Raw genomic sequence first — 23,540 nt, 5'->3', positions numbered from 1 at the left:
GCGCTCTGTGCAGGTATGAAGCAAGCTGGGGTCATAAGCCTGGCGTGGTTTTTCAGCTCCTAGGGCGAGCCGGACAAAGGCTTTTCTGTGCTGGGTGTTATTGAGGCAAGGATCTGAACGGCTCACGCTGCCTGGCTTTGTGCCGGTTTTTGACGGATATTCATCAGGCAGTACTGGCCTCTGGAAAAATGGTCTCTGAGGCTAGGATAAAAATGTTATGCGGCAACAATGAACGAGATAAAAAATGTATGGAAGTAAAAGTAAGCCTTTAGCATCTGGAAAAGAATTTGGTAAACGAATGATTTTCCATGTGCTCGCGGCATTTATTTTAGTTGTTGTCGCATTGGCGATAGGTGTCGCAGGGCTTGCACATTTTTAATGTGCAGCGGGCGCTTAGTGCGCATGCGTCCAGTCGATGGCGTGGATCTTGTCGCCCAAGATCTCTACGGTGTACTCGATATCGTCGTGGATGTAGACCCAGCGTTGCAGTCTAGCGTAAGTGGTGCAGTTGCGATTGAGGCAACCGGAGCGGTAGCTCTTTGTGAGTGGCTGGCCCAGTTCTCTGATCAGCTTGGCGACGCTGTCGCCATCCCGGATGGCGTTGCCGTTAATGACCATCTGGTCTGCGCTGACGGACAATGACAGAGTGATGAGGGCAAGGGTTGCGAAGGTCCATTTCATGGGGAGGTCCTCAATTTATTTTCGAATCCGTTCGAGTCCCTGGACAGTATAGCTATTTCCGCGATCCGATCTAATGCCCTAGTACTACGATAGAACCCATCGTTGGACGAGGAGGTTGGAGGCGGTCAGGGTGACTCTAGGTTAGGTACCCATCACTTACCAGCAGAACGATTGCGGTATTTTTTGAGTCTGTATTTCGCCTCTCGGCGACCGACTTTCCTTGTTGCGCGACAAGGAAAGTAGGCAAAGGAAACGCGCCACCCATCAGCCGGATGCACTGCGCGCCGGAATGATGTTCCGGACGCCGCTAAGGGGGCATCCATGCCCCCAATCGGCGGCTCGGCAGTCCCTGCCTCACCCCTTCGGGTCTGATCGGAACATAATTCCGGTGCTCGTCGGCTGCTGAGGGGGATAGAAGCCGTTCTGATGTCTCGGTGGGTGGGAACTAGGGGCTGTTCTCAATTAGGCCAGCCATATAACGGCTGAGACGAGACTCAACATCGACTGTTAGTTTCTCGCCAGTCGTTCGTATCGCGTCGCTATCCGGCGAAATTGTTTTAACTTCTGGAAAAACCGCTCCACTAAGTTGCGATCTTTGTACAAATGTCGGTCCAGCGGTCTCGGGTGTTGACGGTTCTTCCTTGACGGGATCACCGCTTCCGCGCCAGTCCTCTGGATAGCCGCAATAAAGGCATCTGAATCATATCTCTTGTCTGCCAGCACCTGGCCGGGCGTAAAGCCATCCAATAGCGCCTCGGCTTGCCCGTATTCTGATGCTTGCCCTGGCGTCAGCAGTAGTCGTACTGGGTCGCCCAAGGCATCTACGGCCGCATGAATTTTAGTGCTCAGTCCGCCTCGGGACTTTCCCATGGCTTCGGCGTCTTGCTCCGTTTTTTTGCGGCTCCGTGTTGATGGACTCGCACAATGCTGCCATCGACCATCAGCTGTTCAACATCAGCGTCCTCTGACAGCGACCCCATGATTTTTAGCCAGACACCCTTGTGAGACTAGCGATTGTAACGGACGTAAACACGGTGCCAATGTCCATAAAAATCGGGAAAATCCCGCCAGGGCGACCCCGTGCGTGCAATCCACAGAACCGCCTCAACAAACAGCCGGTTATCACGTGCAGTCACGCCCCTGTCGCTGGTCTTGCCGGGTAGCAAATGCTTAATACGCTCCACTGATCGTCACGTAGTCAGTAGTACCTCACCAGTCGTTACCTCAAATGTAACAAGGTTACCTAATGAGGCCGGTTGCTTAAAATGAGAACGGGCCCTGGCCATGTATTCGCTTTTGCGACCGCCTTTACACCATTCAAAACAGCTGAAATATCAGAGTGGCCCCGATTCCCCTTTATGAGCAGAAAATTGCTCCTGCATTTTCTGGCTACCGGCCATCCGTGGCCGTATGCCGGTGAGCACTGGGGTTATTCGGCGAATTGGCCCACAGGGGCGTAACAGGGACTGTTGCGCCTGCGATGAGGTACATGTAAGTACCTTCAGCGGAGCCCGCCGAATGATCACAGAGCACAGCAATAAGGCTTCATTGGGGCGTGCTTTCTTTGGATACTTTATTTGCGCGAGCAAAGAAAGTATCGCGCCAGCAAGGCGCAATATGAGCTATAAGACCACGTCGATGCGCCCGAATGCACAAAACTGCTAAATACCCTTCTTGTTGCATAACAAGAAATGAAGCGGGTCGCCTCAGCCTGGCGATTATATCGCTCAGGCTGATCGCATCATCAGCGCCACATTCTCTTTTCAATCCCCAGAACACTTATTCAACAGCTCAATCACCGAGCCCTGGCTTAGTGCGTTATAGGCCTGGGTGATGTTCTGCTGGAAGCGGGCATCGGACGCCAGTTGTTGCGGGAAGATATCCTGCTGGGCGAGGAAAGCTGACAAGAGTGCAGCGGGCTGGTCTCTGTGCTCGGCGACCAGGTCTAACAGGCGCTGCGCCAGGGGGTCATTGAGTTCGCTACTGCGGGTGCCGGCCTGTTGCACGTAGATGATCCAGGCGGCGATGCCGAGGGCGGTGCACTCCATGGGCAGAGCTTCATCCAGCAGGGTCTGACTGCCGTTGAGCCAGCGTTGTGGCAGTTTCTGGGAGCCATCCATCGCAATTTGTTGCAGCTGGTGTTCGAGGCTGTCGTTGGCGAAACGGGCCAGCAGACGTTCGGCATAGGCCAGCATCTCGGCTTGCTCGACACCTTGCAGGGTGGGCATGGCTTCGTGTTGCATGTAACGACGCAGGAAGCTCACCATGGCCGGTTGCTGCATGGCCTCGGCCACGGTTTTAAAGCCCGCGAGCTGGCCCAGGTAGGCCAGCAGGGAGTGACTGCCGTTGAGCATGCGCAGCTTCATGGTTTCAAAGGGTGTGACATCATCCACCATCTGTACGCCAACCTGCTCCCAGTCCGGCCGGCCAAGGCTGAAACTGTCCTCCACAACCCACTGGCTGAATGACTCACAGATCACCGCGGCCTTGTCGTCGCAGTTCAGATCCTGGTTCAGGCGGCTGAAATCAGCCTCGGTCATGGCAGGCACGATACGATCCACCATGGAACTCGGAAAGCAGACATGTGTGGCGATCCAGTCATGCAGTTCTGCATTCTGGCGGGACGCGAGCGCCAGTACGGCTGCCCGGGTACGCTGGCCGTTATGGGGCATGTTGTCGCACGAGAGCACGGTAAAGGGCGCTGTGCCGGCCTGATAACGTCTGTTCAGCGCTTCGACCAGCAGACCGGGGGCTGTTCTGGGGCTGTGCGGCTGGGCCAGATCATGCTGGATGGCAGGGTCATCGAATCGAAGCTTGCCTGTGCTGGGTTCCAGGCAATAGCCCTTTTCGGTAATGGTCAGCGTAACGATACGGGTTGCCGGTGCTGACATGCGTGCCAGCAGAACGTCGCGGCCCGCGTCTGAGCCTGCAAACAGGGCTTCGCGAATGGCCCTGATCTCACGCAGTACCACCTGCTGGCGGCTGCTGTATTCGGCCACATGGTAGCGACAGTCGGCGGCGGTCAGTTGATCTGCCAGCGCCTGGTTGGCGCGAATGTTCGCACTGCACAGGCCCCAGTCGCCGCCCTGGGCTTGCAGGTAGCGCTCCAGATAGACGGCCTGGTGGGCACGGTGAAAGGCGCCCAGGCCCAGGTGGACGATGCCGGTGGCTACGTCGTTTGCAGCGTAGGTGCTCGGAATGGATTCAATCTGCCGGGTTTGAGGCATGGGCTCTTCATCCTGTTGGTCGAATGGCGGCACTCGAGTCTGATCATTCAGCATTGTTTTGGTATGCCACTTTGTTCGAGGGTCACGGGTGCTGCCAGGCATACTGAACCACTTGTAAGTCTGAATCAATACTTTCAGGTTAATTGGTATGCCAATTTGAGGTTTCTAGTGATTTGTCGGCCCTTTATGGCTAAGATTGGCTCCGGCCTGGGCTTTTGGTACTCCAATGTGACCGGTGCTCGGTGGCTTGCCTGAGCGAATGACTCTCAATGGGCTAATGGCTATCAGCTTGGCAGCGCTGGCTGCTCGACTCTGCCGTGCTATTGAAGCCTTTGGATTGCGCGGTCTTGCCGCCGTTCGCCAGTGCTGTGGAGTGGGTATTTTCGAGTCGCTGTGTAGAGATCCCTGTTTGTCGCAGCAGTCTGTTTATTAGTTAGCGAGTTGAATGTGATGGAAAATAGCGCAAATAAAACCGGGCATGGCTTGCCAGAAAGTAGCGATATCAATTTCAAGAGCAGAGACTTTCTGCTGCAGCATATACGCCATACACTGTCCTTTTATGAAGGTCGATCGGTTGATCCGGCCGGAGGTTTTTTTCATTGCTACATGAATGACGGCACTGTATTCGATTCGGGCCTTAGAACACTGGTGGCCTCCTGCCGGTTTATATTCAATTATGCAAAAGCCTATGGTCAATTTGGCGACGAAAAATACAAGTCACGTGTTGTCCATGGACTTAAATTTTTAAGAGAGTCACATCGAAATCCGGCAACCGGTGGCTATGCCTGGGTTCTACAGGATGGGAATGTTCTGGATGACCATAATCACTGTTATGGGCTGGCCTTCGTGCTGCTGGCCTACGCCTGTGCTGTGGATGCAGGCGTACCTGAGGCCAAGGCCTGGCTGTATGAAACATTCGATCTGCTGGAAGATAAATTCTGGGACAGGGAGCACGAGCTCTATGCCAGCGAGGCCAGCGTGGATTGGACGCTGGATCCCTATCGTGGCCAGAACGACAATATGCATAGCTGCGAGGCACTGATCGCAGCCTACGAAGCCACCCAGGACGACGTTTTTCTTGACCGCGCCTGCCTGTTGGCCAGCCATATGACACTCAGACAGTCACAGGAGACCGACGCCCATGTATGGGAACATTACACTCAGGATTGGCGGCCGGATCTGGACTATAACCGCAATGACAAAACCAACAGTATCAGGCCCTGGGGTGTGCAGACGGGCCACCAGACGGAATGGACAAAGCTTTTGCTGATTCTGGACAGGCACAGGCCCGAAGCCTGGCGCCTGGAGCGGGCCAAGGAACTGTTTGATAGCGCCATGGCGCACGGTTGGGACAGCGAGAACCAGGGGCTTATCTATGGGTATGACCTCGGGGGGCAGGCCTATGATCAGGACAAGTATTTCTGGGTTCAAGCCGAAAGCCTGGCTGCTGCCGCCTTGCTGGCAGATCGAACCGGCGATACGACCTATTGGGCCTGGTACGACAAAATATGGGACTACAGTTTCAAGTATTTTGTCGATCATGAATATGGCGCCTGGTATCGAATCCTGACAGCAGATAATGCCAAGTATGATGACAGGAAGTCTTACAAGAACAAGACGGATTATCATACGATGGGCGCCTGCTATGAAGTGCTGAATGTGCTAACCCAATAGCAAGTATCGTAGAAAATATGTCTTGGGCCAGGGATGGTTCAAGCGCTACGCGTGGCGCTCGCAGCGGTTATGATGGACGTTTTTGCTTGAAGTAATGCTTCCTCAAGCGTATTTTCGCCGCACATCAATATGCAATTTTAAATCTAAAGGCCTGGAGAATTGATGGACGTTCGAATAGTGGACTTCCCGGCCACTAAAGTCGCCGTTGTTGAGCATCGCGGCTCACCCGCGCTGGAACATGTGTCAATCAGGCGCCTGGTCGCCTGGTCGCCTGGCGCATAGAGAACAAGCTACCGCTTCTGCCTGATTATCGTTCCAATGGTGTGCACTACAACGATCTACGCAAAGTAGCTGCCAGCGAGTACCGGGTAGACCTGTGTGTTTCGGTAGAGCAGGACGTGGATGCGAATCCGCAGGGTGTCATCAGCAAGGTTATACCGGCGTGTCGCTGTGCTGTGGCCCGACATTATGGATCGCATGATTATGTTAGTGCTGCGCACTATATGTATGAGGAATGGCTGCCCAATAGCGCAGAGAAGCTTGGCGAGTTTCCCATATTCTTTCATTACGTTAATGTTGGGCCAGATCTTAAAGACGATGAAATGATTACGGATGTATATCTTCCACCAATGTAGACTGCCACATTATCGAATGCGTCGGCCATCCTGCAGGCGACACCCTTAATCACCATGATAGGTGCAGCGATTTTCTTTGGTGAAAAGGTGGGGGTAAAGCGATGGCTTGCGCTTCTGGTGGGCTTTATTGGGGTGCTGTTGATTATTCGGCCAGGCCTCGATGGCTTTGAAGTCGCGTCTTTACTCGCAGTGGTCGCCACCTTTGGTTTTGCCGGGCGTGAGCTTGCGCCTCGGGTATTGTCTAATATGCAACTGGGCATCTATGGTTTTTTGTGTTGTCGCATTACAATGCGCTAACGATTGCCATGCGAACAGGTGACGTCTCGGTTGTATCGCCTTTTCGCTATACCCGTTTATTATTTGCACTTGTTCTGGCGATATTTGTCTTTGATGAAAGTCCAGATGTATTAACCTTGTGTGGAGGCCTGCTCATTGTCGTGAGTGGCGGTTATACACTGATGCAAAGCCGCAAGAATATGACCGTTAAGGTAAGTGGGAATGTTGCTTGAGCCCCCTTAGGGAATGTATGAATAAGTCTGGAAGGCGAAAGATGAGGGGAAATCATTCGTTAAAATAGCGTTTTCTGTATCCACATCCACATCCACATCCAGTATTAACTCTCTGCCGCCGCGCTAACCGTCACGGCCTGGTAGGCCTGGATAATAGGCTGAACATCAACAGCATTACCCCGTTGTATGCGTTGATAATGCCGGATGGTTTTTTCCAGGTAGCCAAATGCGGTTTTTGTCTGGGCGCCGCCGGATGATTGCCATATTTGCTCGCCAACGGCACTGATGTTCGTGCAGTCCTGGGTCCTGACTGCATGGGTGCAGACCAGCAGGACTTCATAAAAACGCTGCTTCTCTTCCACCAGGGCTTCTGTCCTGAGGCCAAAATTCAGCTGGATCAGTTGCTCTCTGAGTGCAAACTGATGCTGTACCGGGCACAGCAGGAAGTCGATATCCGCTGCGGGATGCTTCTTATGAATCGTGGCGACAAGTTGCATCATCAGATCACCCCCGACACCCGCGATAATCACCAGGTGTTTTCCGGGGTGTTGCTGCAGCGGCAGGGCGGCAACATCGATACAGTGCACTTGCCAGTGTGGCAGGGGTTGCTGTGAAGGTGGGCTCGGTTCTGGTCCTGATTGTGACCCCGGTTGTGGCAATTCCAGCGGATAGAAATGCTGCAGCTTCGCCTCCAGCGCGTGCATAAGCGCGGGCACTCGGTCGACAAAGTGGATACAGCTTGCGGCGTGGCGTGACAACAGCTTCGCCCCCAGCAAGCCGTGGTCGCAGCAACAATCCCAGATATGGGCATAGTCGGCTGTGACCATGGCGTCGATCTGTGCAAGCCGCTTTCCGAGTGTGATGCCCAATGCCTGTCCTGTGGTGCGCTGTCTGTTGGGTGAAAGGTGCCGAAAAGCGGGCATTGTAGTGGGTTTCGACAGCAGGGAGAAGCAGCGGCCCTAGTAGTCCCGCAACCCGGTGGCTGATACCTGCACTTTCAAAGTCCGCATGCGCCATGCTGGCCTGGTTCAGGGCAGGGGGCGCCCGGAAATGACCACGGGTGAGTATTTCCCTGGCTGCTGTTGCTTGTGCTGCCTGTTGCCCTGGGAGCTGATGCTTTTGTACAGCGCAACCATTTAATGAGCGAGTGCGGCAGGCTATTTACATAAATTCTTCTATCAGGTTTGCGTAGAGTGTCTCATTGTTATAGATACTGGCGATTTCCTTCGCGCCCAGTACTCTGGACAGGCTGGTATTATCCCGTTGTGACAGATATGAAAGGTAGCTTGCGACCAGTGATGCTTCAAAAGACTGATGCCCGGAAAGATAGAGTCTTACTCTATTTTCATTAAGCTCTGCAGGGGACATTAGGTCTTCGTTGTTGTGGTTTATTAACATCAGGGGCAGGTCTGTCGATGAGGATACGCGCTTCAGGAGGTTAATATCCTCAACCTGGGTCAGACAAATCGCGTCTACACCGGTTGAAGCATATAATGAGATTCGATCAAGAACGCTTTCGATAGATTCATTCTTTAATACTGATGTTCTCGCTATGATCCCAAAGGATAGCGACTTTCGGGCCTGAACAGCTGACTTTAGTTTTACAGCATGTTGCGCGGGGTCTACCAGCGGTCCTGTACATTTTTTTTGCGGAACTGGAAATACCGTATCCTCAAGCGTAACCGCGTGGGCGCCGGCCTGTTCAAGGTCTGCGACTAGCCGCATGGCATTGAGTGGGTTGCCGTAGCCTCCATCGCCATCCACGATTATTGCAAGGCTGGTCGATTGGGTAATTCTTCTTACAAAATCAACCAGTTCAGTGGATGAAATCAGGCTGATATCGGGGACCCCCAGTAGTGCCATGGCGGCAATGGATCCACCCACAATGCCATATTCAAACCCGACATCTCGGGCCATTCTCGCCGTCAAGGGGCTATAGACTGAGCCCAATCGCTCCAGGCCTGATGCTTCGAGAATGCCTCGGAAACGCTCGTCTCTCATACTGGTGAACCTTAATTATGTTACTAATACCGGGTTTTACGGATAAACAGTTCGCGCAACTCCTGTTTTAAAGTGGTTTGTTTTTGTGAAGTTGCGCGAGCTTTAACTGAGCTTATGTAAACTTGATTATTTTATGAATTTTAGCTGGTTTGACATTTTTTCGAGAATTGGTCCCTTTCTCTCATTGAATCGGGCCTTGTTAGTTTCGAAAATGTTATTTCCCTGCGTGTCTATGGAAATGATGAGAGGGCCAAACTCTCTGACACGATTTATCCAAAGGGTTTCCGGCATTCCAAGGTCTTTCCATTCAGCGCCTTCTATCGCTTCCACCTTGGTTGCGGCCACAACCGCGCAGCCACCAGGGAAAACGGCGTGTACGGCTTTGTTTTCACGGCAGCCGGCGGCGGTTTCCGGCCCCATGCCGCCTTTACCGATGATGAGTTTTACGCCTGTTTCTTCGATAAAGTGACGTTCAAATTTTTCCATTCGCATGCTAGTAGTGGGGCCGATTGAAATCATTTCATGGCTGCCATCCTCGTTTTCACGGACTATGGGGCCGGCATGAAAAATGGCACCGCCAACGATATCCACCGGCAGCTCTCTTCCCAGTTCAACAAGACGCCTGTGAGCGACATCACGGCAAGTTACCAGTTGCCCCGTCAGGTAAACGATATCGCCGACTTTCAGCTCTGCAAGGTCTTCGTCTTTAATGGGTGTTGTCAGGATTTTTTTCACAGTACTACTCCGTCGTGGGACATGATTTCATAGGAAAGGTCCGAATTAATACAAATCTTGCCTCTGCGGTGAGACCAGCATCCTGTCGATACAGCGACCCCAATGGTTGAGGGGTGCCGAGCCGATGACTCGATATTCACACCCATGACACTGTTATTGCCGGTCAGTCCCTGGGGACCAATGCCCAATTCGTTGAGCCCCTCTTCCAGCAGTTCTTCCATTTTGGCGGCATTATCATTCTGGTGGCGCGAGTCGACAGGGCGGAGAATCGCTTTTTTAGACAGGCGTGCAGCTGTTTCGGCTGAGGTGGAAACGCCCACGCCGACCAGCAGAGGTGGGCAGGCGTTAATGCCCCGAGACGTTATTACGTCCAGAACAAATTCTGCTACACCTTCATATCCTTGCCCTGGCATCAGGACCTTGGATGCGCCTGGTAGGGTACAACCGCCACCCGCCATATAGACATCGATGGTTGCACTGTCTTCGCCGGGGACGATTTCCCAATCCAGCCAGGGGATTTTCGAGCCGGTGTTTGTACCGGTGTTTTTCTCATCAAATGTTTCTACGGCATTGTGGCGCAGCGGTCCTAACCTGGTCGCTCCCAGGGTTGCATTTTCAAGAATGCCCTCCAGCTCACCAAGCAATGGGAAGTTCGAGCCGGCGGCAATAAAATACTGTATTACTCCGGTGTCCTGACAGCTGGGGCGGTCCAGCTTGTCTGCGGCGTCCTGATTTTCGGCCATGACGTCGTAGATTTCTATCGCCAGGGGGTTGGTTTCCAGCTTGCGCAGTTCAGCTTGTTTCTTTATAACATCTCTGGGTAAACGCTTGCCGATATAGCTGGTAAATTTCGCCATAGTATCGGTCAGTCTCAGGATCGCTTCTTCTTTATTCAAGGCTCTATTCCTTACTTATGTATGATTAGGTATTTGGGGTTAAAATTTAAATTGGTATTTAATATTTTCAATTTAAAATTATTTATATTTTTTGAGTGTTCAAAAGGTTGTCTATAGTGCCGATTTGGTTTTGCTATTCTATACCCTGCGAATAATGTATGATTGAAATCTGCTCAAATCAGTATTTCCTGAAGGTTCATTATGAGTAATATTTCGGAGCTGTATTTCTTCGTTACCTTGTCCAGGAATCAATCCCTTGCGGCGGCGGCGCGGGATCTCGATATAACGCCGTCGGCGGTGACAAAACGTTTGGCGTTGATGGAAAAACGGCTGGGTGTTCGGCTTGTTAACCGTACGACCAGGAAGATAAGCCTGACGACAGAGGGCGAAATTTATCTGTCTCGCGCGGTCTTGATTCTGTCCGATATTGATGAAATGGAACTTCTGGTTTCAAACCGAAAGGAAACCCCCGGAGGTTTGCTGCGAGTCAATGCGCCACTTGGGTTTGGTCGTCGCTATCTTTCGCCCGTTGTTTCGGAGTTCATCAAGCTTTATCCCGAAGTGGAGGTTCAACTTACGCTAACCGATGCCCCGGTGAACCTGCCTGACAAATCAATAGACGTAGTCATACGTTTTGGCGATATACCCGATTCGCGTCTGGTTGCTCGAAAGGTGGCTGATAACAGACGATTACTGTGTGCCGCACCTTCATACCTGGCACAGCATGGCCGACCGAATTCGGCCGCAGAGTTGTCAGGGCATAACTGCATTGTATTACGTCAGAATAATCAGTCTTCAAGTTTGTGGCGCCTGACCCGTGGCGACAGGACGGAGTCGATCAAGGTCCATACCAGACTGAGTACCAACGACGGCGAGGTGGCGCTGAAGTGGGCCTTGGATGGCCACGGCATATTGATGAGAGCAGAGTGGGATTTGGCCAAGTACGTACGCAGTGGCCGATTGGAGCTCCTGCTTGAGGATTACTCGACGCCGCCGGCGGATATTTATGCTGTTTATCTTGAGAAGGCGAATCTTTCTGCCAAGGTCGCCGTTTTTGTGGATTATCTCAGAGAGTCATTTCTGATAGAAAATGCAGGAAAGATAAAAAGGGCACTGTGGTAAACAGCGCCCCTAAATGCTGGCCCGCGACTGGTTATACCACTCGCGGGCACTCAATCTATAGACTTGTTCAATTAAATGGCGGATGCAACCGCCTTGCCGACATCTTCGGTTGTTGCATGACCATCCATATCCGGTGTGCGGGGGCCTTCTGCCAGTACCGTTTCGATGGCCGTCATAATTGAATTGGCTGCATCAAAGTAACCAAGGTGATCAAGCATCATGGCGCCGCTCCAGATCTGACCAATCGGGTTGGCGATTCCCTTGCCATAGATATCCGGCGCAGAGCCATGTACCGGTTCAAACAGTGACGGGAATAGGTTTTCCGGATTCAGGTTGGCGGATGGGGCGATTCCGATAGTGCCGGTGCAGGCGGGGCCGAGATCCGAAAGAATGTCCCCGAACAGATTGGATGCGACCACCACGTCAAACCAGTCGGGGTTGCGAACAAAGTGTGCCGTCAATATGTCGATATGATATTTGTCAGCCCGGACATCCGGGTACTGTTCCGCCATGGCGGAGAAACGCTCGTCCCAGAAGGGCATTGAAATGGAAATGCCGTTCGACTTGGTTGCCGAGGTAACATGGCTGTTGCGCCTGCGGGCAAGTTCAAACGCATATTTCATGATCCGGTCTGTGCCGCGGCGCGTGAAGACACTCTCCTGCAGTACGGTTTCCTGGTCTGTGCCGTCGAAGATTCGGCCGCCCATACTGGAGTATTCGCCTTCGCTGTTTTCCCTCACGACATAAAAATCAATATCGCCCACTTTTCGATTGGCAAGCGGCGAGGGAACGCCCGGCATCAGTTTTACCGGGCGCAGGCATACATACTGATCAAACTGGCGACGGAACTGAATAAGCGAGCCCCAGAGGGAAATGTGGTCCGGTACTTTGTCGGGCCAGCCCACGGCGCCAAAGAAAATGGCGTCATGAGTACCGATCTGTGTCTTCCAGTCGTCCGGCATCATTTTGTTGTGCTGCAGGTAATAATCGCAGGATGCAAATTCAAAGTGTTCAAACTCAAGATCGATATTGAACTTGTTTTTGACTGCATCCAGTACACGTAGCCCCTCGGGTACCACTTCGTGACCGATGCCGTCACCGGGAATAACCGCAATCCTGTGCTTCTTGATAGTGCTGTTCATTCTGTGTTCCTTCCATGCGCTGGCATCCTGGCGCCTTCTTCACACCGCTTTCGCAACGGATACGGCGCCAGGATATCGGTGGTTTTTAGAAGAAGAGGCCGTCCGGCATTCTGATCAGCAGAACCCTGGACATCAGAAGGTAAAATCCGCCAACGATAGCGACTGAGCTGATCAGGTTGACGATGATTTCCTTTTTGTCTGGCCATTCGAAGGTAGTCGCCGCCGTCAGCGCCACGAACGCCAGCCAGCTCGAGACAAAGAAGCCAAGCACCGGTAGCAGCAGCGCCCACGCACCCAGTACGATGACCGTAACGAGGCGGCGGATATTGGACGCACCGGGAGCCTCAGATGCAGTGGTGCCCGCTATCAGGGTTTGCCGGCGCGGCCGGCGCAACTGCTGCACCGCGAGGATTGCCGACAGCACGACCAGCAGGGTGGCGATGGTTCCCGGGAATACCGCACCCATGGCCGACATGTCCTGGGTCTCGACATAGGCGCCAACGCCTGTGGCGATAAAGAGTGCCGCGAAGCCGATAACGGCAGAAGAGCGGCAGGTCGTAAGGGGCTGAGCCGCTGCTGCGGTAATATCCCGTTCCACGCCAGCCTTGCTGTCTTTGCGGCGCTTCAGGTGCTCGCCAATCAGAGGGTAGAGCAGGGTCAGGGCCGCGCAGATAATGATGGCCAGGCTGATCGGGCGACCGAAGAACATTTCGACGATTGCACCCTGGGCGTTGCCGATCAGGTACGTCTGCACGAAGCCCTGTTCTGCAATCTGTCCCAGTACCAGTCCCAGCACGATCGGAGACGGTGCAAAACCATAACGATTAAGTACCCATGCCAGCACGCCGAGAATGCACATCGTCAGTGTATCGTGGCTGTTGCTGTGAATGGCAAAACTGCCTATCACGGTCAGGAACGCAATCGTGGGTACCAGTAGTGTCTTGGGCGTGCGTGAAATGGACTTGAAAGCATAGCGTCCCAGCAGCAGGCCCGCCGGCAGCATCAGCAGTGTGGCAATCAGCAGGCCGTAAATGAACGTATAGACGATGTCACCCTGGGTGGTGAAAAGCGTCGGTCCGATCTTGATGCCCTGCACCAGCAGGGCGCCGAGAATGATCGCATCGGGCGGCGTACCGGGAATCCCGAGCACGAGTGTCGGGATGAAGCCACCGCCAACGGTTGCGTTATTGGCCGACTCAGTGGCAATCAGCCCATCGGGTTCGCCCTTGCCAAAGCGTTCGGGATGACGGGATGCACGTCGGGCTTCCGTATAGGACACCAGGCCTGCGATAGACCCGCCTGCACCTGGCAGAATGCCCACAATGGTGCCGATGACGGAGCTGCGCAGCATATTGAATTTTCCGCGCAGCGCAATCCGTACTGCCTCAGTTAAATAAGAACGGTGTTTCACCGGCTGTGGCGCGATATGCGGATCCCGCGTTGCGACCAGGTCAATCAGTACCGGGATGCAGTAAAGACCTATAATCGCCGAGGTGATATCGATACCACCGAGCAGCGCCTGACTGTTGAAGGTGTAGCGGATATCGCCGCCGACAACCGCAACCCCGACGACGGATAGCAGCAGTCCGCTACAGGCACCGATCAGCCCCTTGGTGGTGTTGCCCACCGACAGAGCCGATATGAGTGTCAGGCCGAACACCGCCAGCCAGAAGTACTCCGCCGGTCCGAACGCCAGCGCCACCTCCGCCAGTGGCGGAGCCAGCAGCAGCAGGCTGATGCCGCCGACCAGGCCACCAACCACCGAGGCGATGGTCGCAAGGGTGATGGCAAGCGCTCCATCCCCCCGCTTGGCCATCGGAAATCCGTCAAAGGTGGTGGCGATGGCGGACGGCGTACCAGGCGTATTCACCAAGATGGCGGAGAAGGCACCGCCATAGATGGCACCCGTATAGATGGCACCCAGCATGATCAAACCGGATGCCGGAGACATCGTGTAGGTGAACGGCACCAGAACCGCCACCGCCATGGTTGCAGAGAGGCCCGGCATGGAGCCAATTACCGTGCCGGCAACGACCCCGGCAAGCGCCAGAAGCAGGTTGAGAGGTGTAAGCGCCTCAAATAGATACGTCAGCATTTCCATACTCGGGTCGCTCCCTTAGCGCTTGGCAGTGATGCCGAGTTTTTCTGCTACAGCAGTGTATTCCTTGGTCTTGGCTGCTATGAAATTGTCCATCTTGTCATAGGTGATATCGGTCAGCACAAAACCCCCGTCTTCCATTTTCTGCTTGAAGTCAGGATCGGCGTTAATGGCCGAAACGATATCCGACACCTTCTGTTTGACGTTTTCAGGGGTGGACGAGGGTACTGCGACGCCACGATAGGCACCGCCGACCAGGTCGAGATTCAGCTCACGGAAGGTGGGTACATCAGGGAATGCGGGCAGACGTTCCTCCGCCGCTACCGCCAGCATGCGCAGCTTGTCACCGTAGTTCGAGCCGGAGGTGGCATAGTTGAAACCGGCCATGACCTGACTGCCCAAGACCGCCGTCACGGCCGGGCCGGTGCCGCTGAACGGGATATAGGTAGTGGTTACGCCGGCCAGTTCATCGAAACGCACCTGGGCGATGTTATTGGAGGAGTTGGAGCCCGAGCCGCTGAAAGTGACCATGGCCGGATTCTTACTGGCATAGTCCATCAGATCGGACAGGGTCTTGAACGGGCTATCGGTCGGGACGAAAATGGCATCCGGTGTGTAATGGAAGTAATGAACCGGTGTCAGGTCATCCGTTTGATAGCCGACTTCTTTTTGTAGCGGTTGCAGAATGGTATGGGGAATATTGATGCCCATGATGGTATAGCCATCCCCGGGCATGCTATTCAGCTGTGACCAGGCGGAGGCACCGCCGGCGCCCGCCATATACTGAATGACTGTGGGAGCTCCGGCGACCTTCTCGAAAGATGCCTGCTGGAAGCGGGCTGACAGGTCCGATTCGCCACCGGCATTGAACGGAATGATGTAGTTCACCGGCTTGCTGGGATAACTGTCTGCCGATGCCGTGGTCATAAAGGGGGCCACGGCAAGCGCGGTGGTGGCGGCTACGGATATGAGCATTGTTTTTAGGTTATTCGAATTCACTGCGGTCACCTTTGGGGGTTGTAGTTGTTATCGCGGTTACATTTGTACACCACAATACTGATTAGTCTGTTGAATCTGGTTCACTACAGTATTGATATGGTTTCACGGTGACTGCCCGGCAGTGGCGTCACCCACTGCAGATCAGTGCTATTAACTTGGCTGACCAATAGTCAGGCGGGCTCCTGCAGGTGCTGGACCACCTTCGGCGCATGATTCCGGGCTGATGTGCCCCTACAAAAGTGGACTTGCACTTTTCACCTTTATCCTTGCCCCTTGCTTCACCCTGAAGCCCTTACCGCGCCAGCAGGAATCCGTTATTATCCGGGCCTGATTTCATCATCCATTTTTCAGGGTTTCTCTGTGGATATTCAACGTATCAATCCCTGTCCGCGCTGGTCGGACGCCACTGTTTACAACGGTATCGCGCACTTTGTTGAAGTCGCCGAAGGTGATACCAGCACGGACATCGTCGGGCAGGCGCAGCAGATTTTCGAGCAGGCCGAGGCATCGCTGGCATCCGTGGGCAGTGACAAGTCGCGCATTCTGTCCGTGACCATTTATGTTACCGATTTCGCCAACTTCGCAGGCTTCAACGCCGCCTGGGAGGCCTGGCTGCCGGCAGGTTGCGCGCCCAGTCGCGCCTGCGTAAAAGCGGAACTGGCACGGCCGGAACTGTTGGTGGAAATCGCTTTTGTCGCGGCGGCGGGTCAGTAAGATTGAGGCGGCCATGAAAGCACCGGCATGCAAGCGAGCGGTCGCGCCAGCATGACGGGCATCCGCCTTTTGCGCCGCCGTTAGCGTTTTTTGCCCGCACAGGGGCTATTCATCTGCCAGGTTAATAGTTCACGCAGGGGAGACAGGCCCCCTGACTTAAACAGCAGGCTCAAGGATGTGTGCAATGGAATCCAGGGAAACCCCGAGGTTGGTCACTGTGGCGCTGGCATCTGTGGACGAATTTCAGCAGCAGTGCCTGGCGGCACTGCATGCATTGGCAGATCCACCGTTGCGTCTGGCCTTGGAGGCCGATTTCGTCATGCCGCTGGCTGTGGGTCTGGAGTCCCGTGTCCCGATACTGTTGGCGCCCCCCATGCTGCTTGAGGACGTTAACGCCGTGGAATCCGCGCTGGACGCCTGGAGGCAGGCAATGGCGGACTGGGTACAGCAGAATGCCGTAAATACACCCGGACAGCTGTCCGTCAACCTCAGGGTCTTGACCCTTGATGAGGCTATAGAATCTGGTGCCTGCAATTTCAGTATTGCAATCAACCGCTAGTGTACTGCTTCGCTCTTAGAGGCGCTTTTAGCGAGTCACCAGGAGGTTGGCCGCACGGCGCATTTTCGAAGCCATAGCGGGCCTGTTTCAAGGAAATGCAACACCGCGGACGACCTTCAGGCGGCTCGCCCGCAGGGAGCGCGCCCATTCGCGCCCTGCTGCGTTACCCCTCTTGGCAAGAGCCCCACTATTACCGGCGAACGGCGCCTTGCCGGACACGCATTGGCGGGCTCTATAAGCACCTATTAGAGCGAAGCAGTACACTAGTGCTCGCTTTCAGGCCCCGGTTATAATGCGGCCGCCGCACGATAATCATTCCAACACAGAGCACCGCCGGAGCAGCCATGCAGGACATCCTGGACGAGATTACCGCAACCCTTTCCACCCGGGAGGACAGGGGCGAGGTAGCGCAGTATATTCCGGAGCTTGCCATCGTTGATCCGCAGCAGTTTGGCATCAGTGTGGCGCTGGCGGATGGACGCACCTTCAGTGCGGGCAACGCCAGCGATCTGTTTTCTATCCAGAGTATTTCCAAGGTGTTTACCCTCACCATTGCCCTGGGCAAGCTCGGTGACGCGGTCTGGTCGCGGGTCGGGCGGGAACCCTCGGGGGATCCGTTCAATTCCATCGTGCAGCTGGAGCATGAGAGCGGCAAGCCGCGCAATCCCTTTATCAATGCCGGCGCCATCGCCATTGTGGATGCCATCATGATGGGGCATAAGCCCCGGGAAACCCTGGCGGAGATTCTGCAGTTCGTGCGCTTTATCGCTAATGATGCCAGCATCGGTATTGACGAAAAGGTGGCGCGCTCGGAGCTGAAAACCGGTGATCGCAATGCCTCACTGGCGCACTTTATGGCCTCGTTCGGCCGTATCAAGCATCCGGTGGAGCAAGTGCTGGGCACCTACTTTCACCACTGCTCCATTTCGATGACCTGCCAGCAACTGGCCCAGGCCGGCCAGTTTCTGGTGTCCGATGGCGTTAACGCCAACACCGGTGTGCGGGTGGTATCGGCCCAGCGGGCGCGGCGTATCAACTCGATGATGCTGATGTGTGGCCACTACGATGGCTCGGGCGAATTTGCCTACCGGGTTGGCCTGCCGGGCAAGAGTGGCGTCGGCGGCGGTATTCTCGCCATTGCGCCGGGCAAGGGCTCGATAGCGGTCTGGTCACCGGGGCTCGACAAAATTGGCAACAGCAAGCTGGGCACCGAAGCGCTGGAAATGCTGGTGCAGAAAACCGGCTGGTCGGTGTTTGGACATTGATTTTCTTTTCCGTTGCTGAGGGCGCTGCTCAGCGGCGTGTTCAGCATCAAGCGATGCCGTCAGCAGGCTCTTAGCCTATCTCCCGCCACAGGGCTGCCAACAGCCTTGATGCTCTGTTGCTCTGTCGTTCTGTGCTCACGTCTTATAGCGCTGCATCTTGCACCGCTGCATCTTAGCGCTGTGCCTCTTCCAGAAACTCCCCAATCAGTTCCCGGCAATGGCTCACCAGCGGCGAGCTGTCGCTGGTGCGCAGACTGAGGATGATGGGGGAGGTGGCGTCCTGTTCCTGCAGTGGGATGTAGTGTACGTCCTGGCGGTGTTGTTGCTGTACCGAGGAAGGTACCAGGGTCACGCCTATGCCGGCGGCGACCAGGCCGATGGCGGTTTGCATTTCATTGGTCCACTGCACTACGTCCAGCCGCAGGCTGTGGCGGGCAAACAGCTGCAGCACATGATCGGCGTAGCTGGGGCGCGGATTGCCGGGGTAGAGCACGAAGGGTTCGCGGGCAAGATCCGCAAGACAGATTGTCTTGCCCTGCAGCGGGTGGTTGGCGGGCAGGGCCGCGACCAGTGGATCTTCGGTCAGCACTATCTGGAGGACGCTGGGGTCGGCAATATGGATGCGGCCAAAGCCGATATCGATGCGCCCGGCCTTGAGCGCCTCAATCTGCTGTACGGTGGTGAGCTCGCTCAGGCCCAGTTCAATACCCTCATCGCTGCGCAGGCGGCTGATCAGCTGCGGCAGTACGCCATAGAGGGTGGAGGGTGCAAAGCCGATCCCCATCCAGCGTTTGCGGCCCTGGCCAATGCGCTGGGTATTGTCGCAGACCTTGGTCAATTGCTCGAGCAGGGCGCTGGAGTGCTCATGGAAGAAGCGCCCGGCCTCGGTCAGGCGCAGCGGCCGGCTGCGCTCAATGAGGGTCACACCCAGTTCTTCTTCGAGCTGCTGTATCTGCCGGCTCAGCGGCGGCTGGGCGATATGCAGCAATTCGGCGGCGCGGGTGAAGTTGAGTGTCTGGGCCAGTACCTGAAAGTAACGCAAGTGACGCAGTTCCATTGAGCCTCCAAAGCGGCGAGTGACTTTTCATACCTGCTGAGTATAGTACCAGACAAATTCAATATTGGAGTCCGGCGTTTTTTCAGGTCAGTATCGGTTCAAGCAAGTTTAGAACCGAGTGGGTATTGAAATGATTTCTAGTGCGATAGAGTCGGTTGAAACCATCATCGTTGATCTGCCAACCATAAGACCGCATCAGCTGGCCATGCACACCATGCAGCACCAGACCATGGTGATAGTGCGCATCCGCTGCGCCGACGGTGTTGAAGGTATAGGCGAGGCCACTACCATTGGCGGCCTGGCCTACGGCAACGAAAGCCCGGACAGCATGAAGACCAATATTGACCGTTTCTTCGCACCTTTGCTGGTCGGGCAGGATGCCAGTAACGTCAATGCCGCCATGCAGCGTCTGGATCGCACCATCAAGGGCAATACCTTTGCCAAGTCCGGTATTGAAACCGCCTTGCTGGATGCCCAGGGTAAGCGCCTTGGCATGGCGGTGAGCGAGCTGCTGGGCGGGCGCGTGCGCGACTCTCTGGAGGTCGCCTGGACCCTGGCCAGTGGCGATACCGACAAGGATATCGCCGAGGCCGAGCACATGCTGGATATCCGCAGGCACCGTGTCTTCAAGCTCAAGATTGGCGCCAACGAAGTCAGCCGCGATCTCAAGCATGTGATCGCCATCAAGAAGGCTCTGGGGGACCGCGGCTCGGTGCGTGTCGACGTCAATCAGGCCTGGGATGAGGCGGTGGCTATCCGCGCCTGCCAGGAGCTGGGTGACAACGGTATCGACCTGATCGAACAGCCCATTTCACGCAACAATCGCAGCGGTCAGGTGCGCCTGAACCAGCGCAGCCCGGCGCCGATTATGGCGGACGAGTCGATCGAATGCGTGGAGGATGCCTTTAATCTGGCGGCCGAAGGCGCGGCCTCGGTCTTTGCCCTCAAGATTGCCAAGAACGGCGGCCCGCGGGCCGTGCTGCGCACCGCCGCCATCGCCGAGGCCGCCGGCATAGGCCTTTACGGCGCGACTATGCTGGAGGGCAGCGTCGGCTCGCTGGCGGCCGCCCATGCCTTCCTGACGCTGAAAAAGCTGACCTGGCACACAGAACTGTTTGGTCCGCTGCTGCTGACCGAAGACATCGTCACAGAGCCGCCGGTATACCGTGATTTTCAGCTGGAAGTGCCCCGTACGCCGGGCATCGGTCTGACCCTCGATGAAGAGCGCCTGGCGTTCTTCAGCCGCAAATAACCTTTTCCCAGGAGATACTTTAAATGCTGTTTCACGTAAAAATGACCGTTAATATCCCCCTGGACATAGATCCGGCCAAGATCGAGCTGATCAAGGCTGAAGAGAAGGCGCTGGCGCAGCGCCTGCAGCACGAGGGCAAGTGGCGCCACCTGTGGCGTATCGCCGGCCAGTACGCCAACTACAGCCTGTTTGATGTCGACAGTACCCAGGAACTGCATGACATCCTGATGCAGCTGCCGCTGTTTCCCTATATGGATATCGAAGTCGAGGCGCTCTGCCGCCACGCGTCGTCCATCCATGCCGATGATCGTTGATTAGCCGTACTTTTTCCGTACTAGCCTACATAAATAAGAAGTGAGGAATGCATCATGACCATTAAATTGGCTCACACCGACCAGGTACAGGATCTGTTCAACAAGGCCGCAGGCCTGGACAATGAACAGGGTAACCCACGGATGAAGCAGCTGATCCTGCGCATTATCAACGATGCCGCCAAGATCATTGAAGACCTTGAAGTCACTCAGGATGAGTTCTGGAAAGGCGTTGACTACCTCAACCGCATGGGTGCCGGCAGCGAAGCTGGCCTGCTGATACCGGGTCTGGGGCTGGAGCATTACTTCGATCTGCTGCTGGATGCCCAGGATGCTGCAGAGGGCCACACCGGCGGTACGCCGCGCACCATCGAAGGCCCGCTCTACGTGGCTGGCGCACCTATGTCCGAAGGCGAAGCACGCATGGACGACGGCACAGACGCCGGTACTGTGATGTTCCTGCAGGGGCGTATTCTGGATACCGATGGCACGCCTGTGGCCGGCGCCGTGGTCGATATCTGGCATGCCAACACCAATGGCACCTATTCCTACTTCGACTCCACCCAGTCCGAGTTCAACCTGCGTCGTCGCATCGTCACCGACGCTGAAGGTCGCTACCGCGTGCGCAGCATAGTGCCCTCAGGTTACGGTTGCCCGCCGGAAGGCACCACCCAGGAAGTGCTGACCCAGCTCGGCCGTCACGGTCAGCGCCCGGCGCACGTGCACTTCTTCGTGTCGGCACCGGGTCACCGTCACCTGACCACCCAGATCAACCTGGCCGGCGACAAGTTCCTGTGGGACGACTTCGCCTACGCTACCCGCGATGGTCTGGTCGGTGATATCCGCTTTATCGACGATGCCGCCGCTGCCAAGGACCGTGGTATCGAAGGTCCCTTCGCCGAGCTGGATTTCGACTTCCAGCTGCAGAAAGCGGCAGCCCCGGATGCCGAGCAGCGCAGCAACCGCCCACGCGTACTGCAGGACTAAGTCCAGCCGGCCGGTACCCAAGTACCGGCCAGACAGTCTTTATGCGCCATCGAAAACGGCCGCGCCCACCAGCGCGGCCGTTTTTATGTACAGGGACGTACGTCCCTGAAAATTGCTCCTGCATTTTCAAAATTTCCGTTATCCCTGGGGTTCCCTGAGAACATTATGTGGCTTTATGCGCTTTTGTTTACAGAGCTGTGGGATCTTTTCTGCATCCAGGCTCGGAGGAAGGGCCAGAGTGAAAAGAGCAGGGTGATGGCAATGAAAACCAGCGAAATGGGGCGGGTAAACATCGGCTCAATACTGCCGTCATACAGCATCAGGCCGCTGCGCAGTTCCTTTTCGGCCAGGGGCGCGAGTATGTACCCCAGTACAAAGGGGCCGATCGGATAACCGCCCTTGCGGAAGATAAAGCCAATGGCACCAAAGCCCAGCATGACCCAGATATCGAAGAAGCTGTTGCCAAGGGAGTAGGTGCCAATGACGCAGCACACCAGGATGGCCGGGTACAGATAGGCTTTGTCGACCGATGCGATGGAGGCGATCTGGCGTACGCCGAGGAACATCAGTACCACCATCACAATGTTGGCCACGAATGCGGCGGCAATGACGCCATAGGCAATGTCCGGGCTGTTTTGAAACAGCAGTGGCCCGGGCTGAAGATCATGAATGACCAGTGCGCCTATCAGTATCGCATCGATGACGCTGCCGGGAATCCCGAGGGTAATCAGGGGAATCAGGGCACCGTTGACAGAGGCATTGTTGGATGACTCGGCAGCGACAACGCCGGCCTCCTCGCCGGTGCCAAAGCGCTCCGGATGTTTGGAGAAATTTTTACTCAGGGTATAGGCGACGATTGCGGCAACCGCGCTGCCGACCCCGGGCAGAACGCCGATCCAGGTGCCGATCAGGGATGAGCGAGCGGCATTGGGGCCATGTTTCACCAGGTCTTGTTTGCTCGGCAGCAGGTCCTTGAGGGGGACTCTCTGCTGGGTTACTTTTTGATCGGGCTTGAGCAGGTCTTCGATGATCTGGCTGATAACGAATACGCCCAGCAGTACGGGCAGCAACCGAAAGCCGGCACCCAGATCATCAATGCCAAAGTCATAGCGTACATAGCCGGATGACTTGTCGGTACCCACCATGGCAACGGCCATGCCGAACAGGGCGATCAGCAGCCCCTTGACCATGGATCCTTCAGAAATGGTGGCAATCAGTACCAGCGCCATCATCACCAGGCTGAACAGCTCGTAGGGGCCGAACTGCAGGGCAAAGCGGGACAGTGGCGGTGACAGCAACGCCAGGAAAATCCAGGAAATCAGGCCGCCCACAAAAGACGCCATAATCCCCAGGCTAAGCGCGCGCCCGGCCTTGCCGCTGGCCGCCATTGGATGGCCATCCAGGGTGGTCATCAGGGCGGAGGGGGTGCCGGGCATATTCAGCATCACGGCGGTAATCAGGCCGCCGCTGACTGAGCCCACGTAAATGGATACCAGCAGCATCAGTGCCAGCAGGCTGTCCATGTAAAAGGTCAGGGGCAGCAGCAGTGCAATCAGCATGGCGCCCCCAAGGCCGGGTATGGCGCCGACAACGATCCCCAGGAAAACCCCCAGGGTGATAAAGAACAGGGGGGCGGGCTGCGCCAGGGCTACGAATGCAGAGACTAATTGGTCCAT

21 protein-coding genes and 1 pseudogene are annotated in these 23,540 nt (G+C 55.5%); 10 read left to right on the top strand and 12 right to left on the bottom strand.

What is annotated here, in order from left to right; genetic code table 11:
- Positions 1 to 393: 393 nt before the first annotated feature.
- The 3 genes and pseudogenes from A8C75_RS13605 to A8C75_RS13595 all read right to left on the bottom strand — a co-directional run bounded on the left by A8C75_RS13605 (position 394) and on the right by A8C75_RS13595 (position 3,908).
- Entirely contained in the window at positions 394 to 681 is a 288-nt protein-coding gene (locus A8C75_RS13605) for a DUF2845 domain-containing protein (RefSeq protein ID WP_067383308.1), read from the bottom strand.
- A 507-nt stretch (positions 682 to 1,188) separates the two neighbouring features.
- Positions 1,189 to 1,879 (bottom strand): annotated as a pseudogene (locus A8C75_RS23120) (IS5 family transposase); the annotation flags it as partial.
- A 565-nt stretch (positions 1,880 to 2,444) separates the two neighbouring features.
- Positions 2,445 to 3,908: a mannitol dehydrogenase family protein gene (locus tag A8C75_RS13595; RefSeq protein WP_067383302.1), complete on the bottom strand. Its 1,464-nt coding sequence runs from the start codon at positions 3,906 to 3,908 to the stop codon at positions 2,445 to 2,447.
- Between the two features lie 450 nt (positions 3,909 to 4,358).
- Between A8C75_RS13595 and A8C75_RS13590 the strand changes: the two genes are divergently transcribed.
- From A8C75_RS13590 to A8C75_RS23995, 3 genes are all read left to right on the top strand, one after another.
- On the top strand, positions 4,359 to 5,582 hold the full coding sequence (locus tag A8C75_RS13590; protein WP_067383299.1) for an AGE family epimerase/isomerase: 1,224 nt from the start codon (positions 4,359 to 4,361) through the stop codon (positions 5,580 to 5,582).
- Positions 5,583 to 5,845: 263 nt separating this feature from the next.
- On the top strand, positions 5,846 to 6,217 hold the full coding sequence (locus A8C75_RS24280; protein ID WP_084784069.1) for an AraC family transcriptional regulator: 372 nt from the start codon (positions 5,846 to 5,848) through the stop codon (positions 6,215 to 6,217).
- 54 nt (positions 6,218 to 6,271) lie between these two features.
- Complete coding sequence (locus A8C75_RS23995) at positions 6,272 to 6,514, top strand: hypothetical protein (RefSeq protein ID WP_067383295.1); 243 nt, start codon at positions 6,272 to 6,274, stop codon at positions 6,512 to 6,514.
- 316 nt (positions 6,515 to 6,830) lie between these two features.
- Here A8C75_RS23995 and A8C75_RS13575 read toward each other — a convergent pair whose 3' ends face one another.
- The 4 genes from A8C75_RS13575 to ttdA all read right to left on the bottom strand — a co-directional run bounded on the left by A8C75_RS13575 (position 6,831) and on the right by ttdA (position 10,358).
- Complete coding sequence (locus tag A8C75_RS13575) at positions 6,831 to 7,595, bottom strand: tRNA (adenine(22)-N(1))-methyltransferase (RefSeq protein WP_227819921.1); 765 nt, start codon at positions 7,593 to 7,595, stop codon at positions 6,831 to 6,833.
- Between the two features lie 292 nt (positions 7,596 to 7,887).
- On the bottom strand, positions 7,888 to 8,727 hold the full coding sequence (locus A8C75_RS13570) for an isocitrate lyase/PEP mutase family protein (protein ID WP_067383293.1): 840 nt from the start codon (positions 8,725 to 8,727) through the stop codon (positions 7,888 to 7,890).
- Between the two features lie 126 nt (positions 8,728 to 8,853).
- Positions 8,854 to 9,462, bottom strand: a complete 609-nt coding sequence (ttdB, locus tag A8C75_RS13565; protein ID WP_067383290.1) for a L(+)-tartrate dehydratase subunit beta — start codon at positions 9,460 to 9,462, stop codon at positions 8,854 to 8,856.
- On the bottom strand, positions 9,459 to 10,358 hold the full coding sequence (gene ttdA / locus A8C75_RS13560) for a L(+)-tartrate dehydratase subunit alpha (protein ID WP_084784068.1): 900 nt from the start codon (positions 10,356 to 10,358) through the stop codon (positions 9,459 to 9,461). Before ttdA ends, ttdB begins: the two co-directional genes overlap by 4 nt.
- A gap of 201 nt (positions 10,359 to 10,559) precedes the next feature.
- Here ttdA and A8C75_RS13555 point away from each other — a divergent pair, with 201 nt between their 5' ends.
- Entirely contained in the window at positions 10,560 to 11,480 is a 921-nt protein-coding gene (locus tag A8C75_RS13555) for a LysR family transcriptional regulator (RefSeq protein WP_067383287.1), read from the top strand.
- A 71-nt stretch (positions 11,481 to 11,551) separates the two neighbouring features.
- On the opposite strand, the gene A8C75_RS13550 is transcribed toward A8C75_RS13555, so the two are convergent.
- The 3 genes from A8C75_RS13550 to A8C75_RS13540 form a co-directional block, all read right to left on the bottom strand.
- Positions 11,552 to 12,622 carry a tartrate dehydrogenase gene (locus A8C75_RS13550; protein WP_067292095.1) on the bottom strand — a complete coding sequence of 357 codons (1,071 nt, stop codon included), beginning with the start codon at positions 12,620 to 12,622 and terminating at the stop codon, positions 11,552 to 11,554.
- Between the two features lie 85 nt (positions 12,623 to 12,707).
- On the bottom strand, positions 12,708 to 14,723 hold the full coding sequence (locus tag A8C75_RS13545; RefSeq protein ID WP_067383284.1) for a tripartite tricarboxylate transporter permease: 2,016 nt from the start codon (positions 14,721 to 14,723) through the stop codon (positions 12,708 to 12,710).
- 15 nt (positions 14,724 to 14,738) lie between these two features.
- Positions 14,739 to 15,695, bottom strand: coding sequence for a tripartite tricarboxylate transporter substrate binding protein (locus A8C75_RS13540; RefSeq protein WP_067383281.1), 957 nt, complete (start codon positions 15,693 to 15,695; stop codon positions 14,739 to 14,741).
- A 384-nt stretch (positions 15,696 to 16,079) separates the two neighbouring features.
- Here A8C75_RS13540 and A8C75_RS13535 point away from each other — a divergent pair, with 384 nt between their 5' ends.
- The 3 genes from A8C75_RS13535 to A8C75_RS13525 all read left to right on the top strand — a co-directional run bounded on the left by A8C75_RS13535 (position 16,080) and on the right by A8C75_RS13525 (position 18,257).
- Positions 16,080 to 16,433, top strand: a complete 354-nt coding sequence (locus A8C75_RS13535) for a RidA family protein (protein ID WP_067292086.1) — start codon at positions 16,080 to 16,082, stop codon at positions 16,431 to 16,433.
- A 184-nt stretch (positions 16,434 to 16,617) separates the two neighbouring features.
- The gene (locus tag A8C75_RS13530; RefSeq protein WP_067292083.1) at positions 16,618 to 16,992 is read left to right on the top strand and encodes a hypothetical protein; all 375 of its coding nucleotides are present in this window, start codon (positions 16,618 to 16,620) and stop codon (positions 16,990 to 16,992) included.
- Between the two features lie 344 nt (positions 16,993 to 17,336).
- Complete coding sequence (locus A8C75_RS13525) at positions 17,337 to 18,257, top strand: glutaminase (protein WP_067383278.1); 921 nt, start codon at positions 17,337 to 17,339, stop codon at positions 18,255 to 18,257.
- A 172-nt stretch (positions 18,258 to 18,429) separates the two neighbouring features.
- Here A8C75_RS13525 and A8C75_RS13520 read toward each other — a convergent pair whose 3' ends face one another.
- On the bottom strand, positions 18,430 to 19,314 hold the full coding sequence (locus A8C75_RS13520) for a LysR family transcriptional regulator (RefSeq protein WP_067383275.1): 885 nt from the start codon (positions 19,312 to 19,314) through the stop codon (positions 18,430 to 18,432).
- A 130-nt stretch (positions 19,315 to 19,444) separates the two neighbouring features.
- On the opposite strand from A8C75_RS13520, the gene A8C75_RS13515 reads away from it, so the two are divergent.
- From A8C75_RS13515 to catA, 3 genes are read left to right on the top strand one after another with little or no spacing between them, the layout of a single operon-like run.
- A complete protein-coding gene (locus tag A8C75_RS13515; RefSeq protein WP_084784246.1) occupies positions 19,445 to 20,566 on the top strand; it encodes a muconate cycloisomerase family protein in 1,122 nt (373 codons plus the stop codon).
- A gap of 23 nt (positions 20,567 to 20,589) precedes the next feature.
- Positions 20,590 to 20,880: a muconolactone Delta-isomerase gene (gene catC, locus A8C75_RS13510; protein ID WP_067292071.1), complete on the top strand. Its 291-nt coding sequence runs from the start codon at positions 20,590 to 20,592 to the stop codon at positions 20,878 to 20,880.
- Between the two features lie 54 nt (positions 20,881 to 20,934).
- Positions 20,935 to 21,864, top strand: coding sequence for a catechol 1,2-dioxygenase (gene catA, locus A8C75_RS13505; RefSeq protein ID WP_067383272.1), 930 nt, complete (start codon positions 20,935 to 20,937; stop codon positions 21,862 to 21,864).
- Between the two features lie 173 nt (positions 21,865 to 22,037).
- On the opposite strand, the gene A8C75_RS13500 is transcribed toward catA, so the two are convergent.
- Complete coding sequence (locus A8C75_RS13500; protein WP_067383269.1) at positions 22,038 to 23,540, bottom strand: tripartite tricarboxylate transporter permease; 1,503 nt, start codon at positions 23,538 to 23,540, stop codon at positions 22,038 to 22,040.

This window comes from Marinobacterium aestuarii, assembly GCF_001651805.1.
Taxonomy (GTDB): domain Bacteria; phylum Pseudomonadota; class Gammaproteobacteria; order Pseudomonadales; family Balneatricaceae; genus Marinobacterium_A; species Marinobacterium_A aestuarii.
The sequence above is the reverse complement of the archived record's forward strand: the minus strand, read 5'-3'. Positions and strand labels throughout refer to the sequence as shown.

What these genes read in the sequence shown, in the direction of transcription:
- A8C75_RS13550 (WP_067292095.1), bottom strand. Translation starts at nt 12,622, where the DNA reads ATGAACAGCACTATCAAGAAGCACAGGATTGCGGTTATTCCCGGTGAC.
- A8C75_RS13530 (WP_067292083.1), top strand. Translation starts at nt 16,618, where the DNA reads ATGGAATCCAGGGAAACCCCGAGGTTGGTCACTGTGGCGCTGGCATCT.
- A8C75_RS13570 (WP_067383293.1), bottom strand. Translation starts at nt 8,727, where the DNA reads ATGAGAGACGAGCGTTTCCGAGGCATTCTCGAAGCATCAGGCCTGGAG.
- A8C75_RS23995 (WP_067383295.1), top strand. Translation starts at nt 6,272, where the DNA reads ATGATAGGTGCAGCGATTTTCTTTGGTGAAAAGGTGGGGGTAAAGCGA.
- A8C75_RS13555 (WP_067383287.1), top strand. Translation starts at nt 10,560, where the DNA reads ATGAGTAATATTTCGGAGCTGTATTTCTTCGTTACCTTGTCCAGGAAT.
- A8C75_RS13515 (WP_084784246.1), top strand. Translation starts at nt 19,445, where the DNA reads ATGATTTCTAGTGCGATAGAGTCGGTTGAAACCATCATCGTTGATCTG.
- A8C75_RS13605 (WP_067383308.1), bottom strand. Translation starts at nt 681, where the DNA reads ATGAAATGGACCTTCGCAACCCTTGCCCTCATCACTCTGTCATTGTCC.
- catC (WP_067292071.1), top strand. Translation starts at nt 20,590, where the DNA reads ATGCTGTTTCACGTAAAAATGACCGTTAATATCCCCCTGGACATAGAT.
- A8C75_RS13595 (WP_067383302.1), bottom strand. Translation starts at nt 3,908, where the DNA reads ATGCCTCAAACCCGGCAGATTGAATCCATTCCGAGCACCTACGCTGCA.
- A8C75_RS13545 (WP_067383284.1), bottom strand. Translation starts at nt 14,723, where the DNA reads ATGGAAATGCTGACGTATCTATTTGAGGCGCTTACACCTCTCAACCTG.
- A8C75_RS13525 (WP_067383278.1), top strand. Translation starts at nt 17,337, where the DNA reads ATGCAGGACATCCTGGACGAGATTACCGCAACCCTTTCCACCCGGGAG.
- catA (WP_067383272.1), top strand. Translation starts at nt 20,935, where the DNA reads ATGACCATTAAATTGGCTCACACCGACCAGGTACAGGATCTGTTCAAC.
- A8C75_RS13540 (WP_067383281.1), bottom strand. Translation starts at nt 15,695, where the DNA reads ATGCTCATATCCGTAGCCGCCACCACCGCGCTTGCCGTGGCCCCCTTT.
- A8C75_RS13500 (WP_067383269.1), bottom strand. Translation starts at nt 23,540, where the DNA reads ATGGACCAATTAGTCTCTGCATTCGTAGCCCTGGCGCAGCCCGCCCCC.
- A8C75_RS13520 (WP_067383275.1), bottom strand. Translation starts at nt 19,314, where the DNA reads ATGGAACTGCGTCACTTGCGTTACTTTCAGGTACTGGCCCAGACACTC.
- A8C75_RS13590 (WP_067383299.1), top strand. Translation starts at nt 4,359, where the DNA reads ATGGAAAATAGCGCAAATAAAACCGGGCATGGCTTGCCAGAAAGTAGC.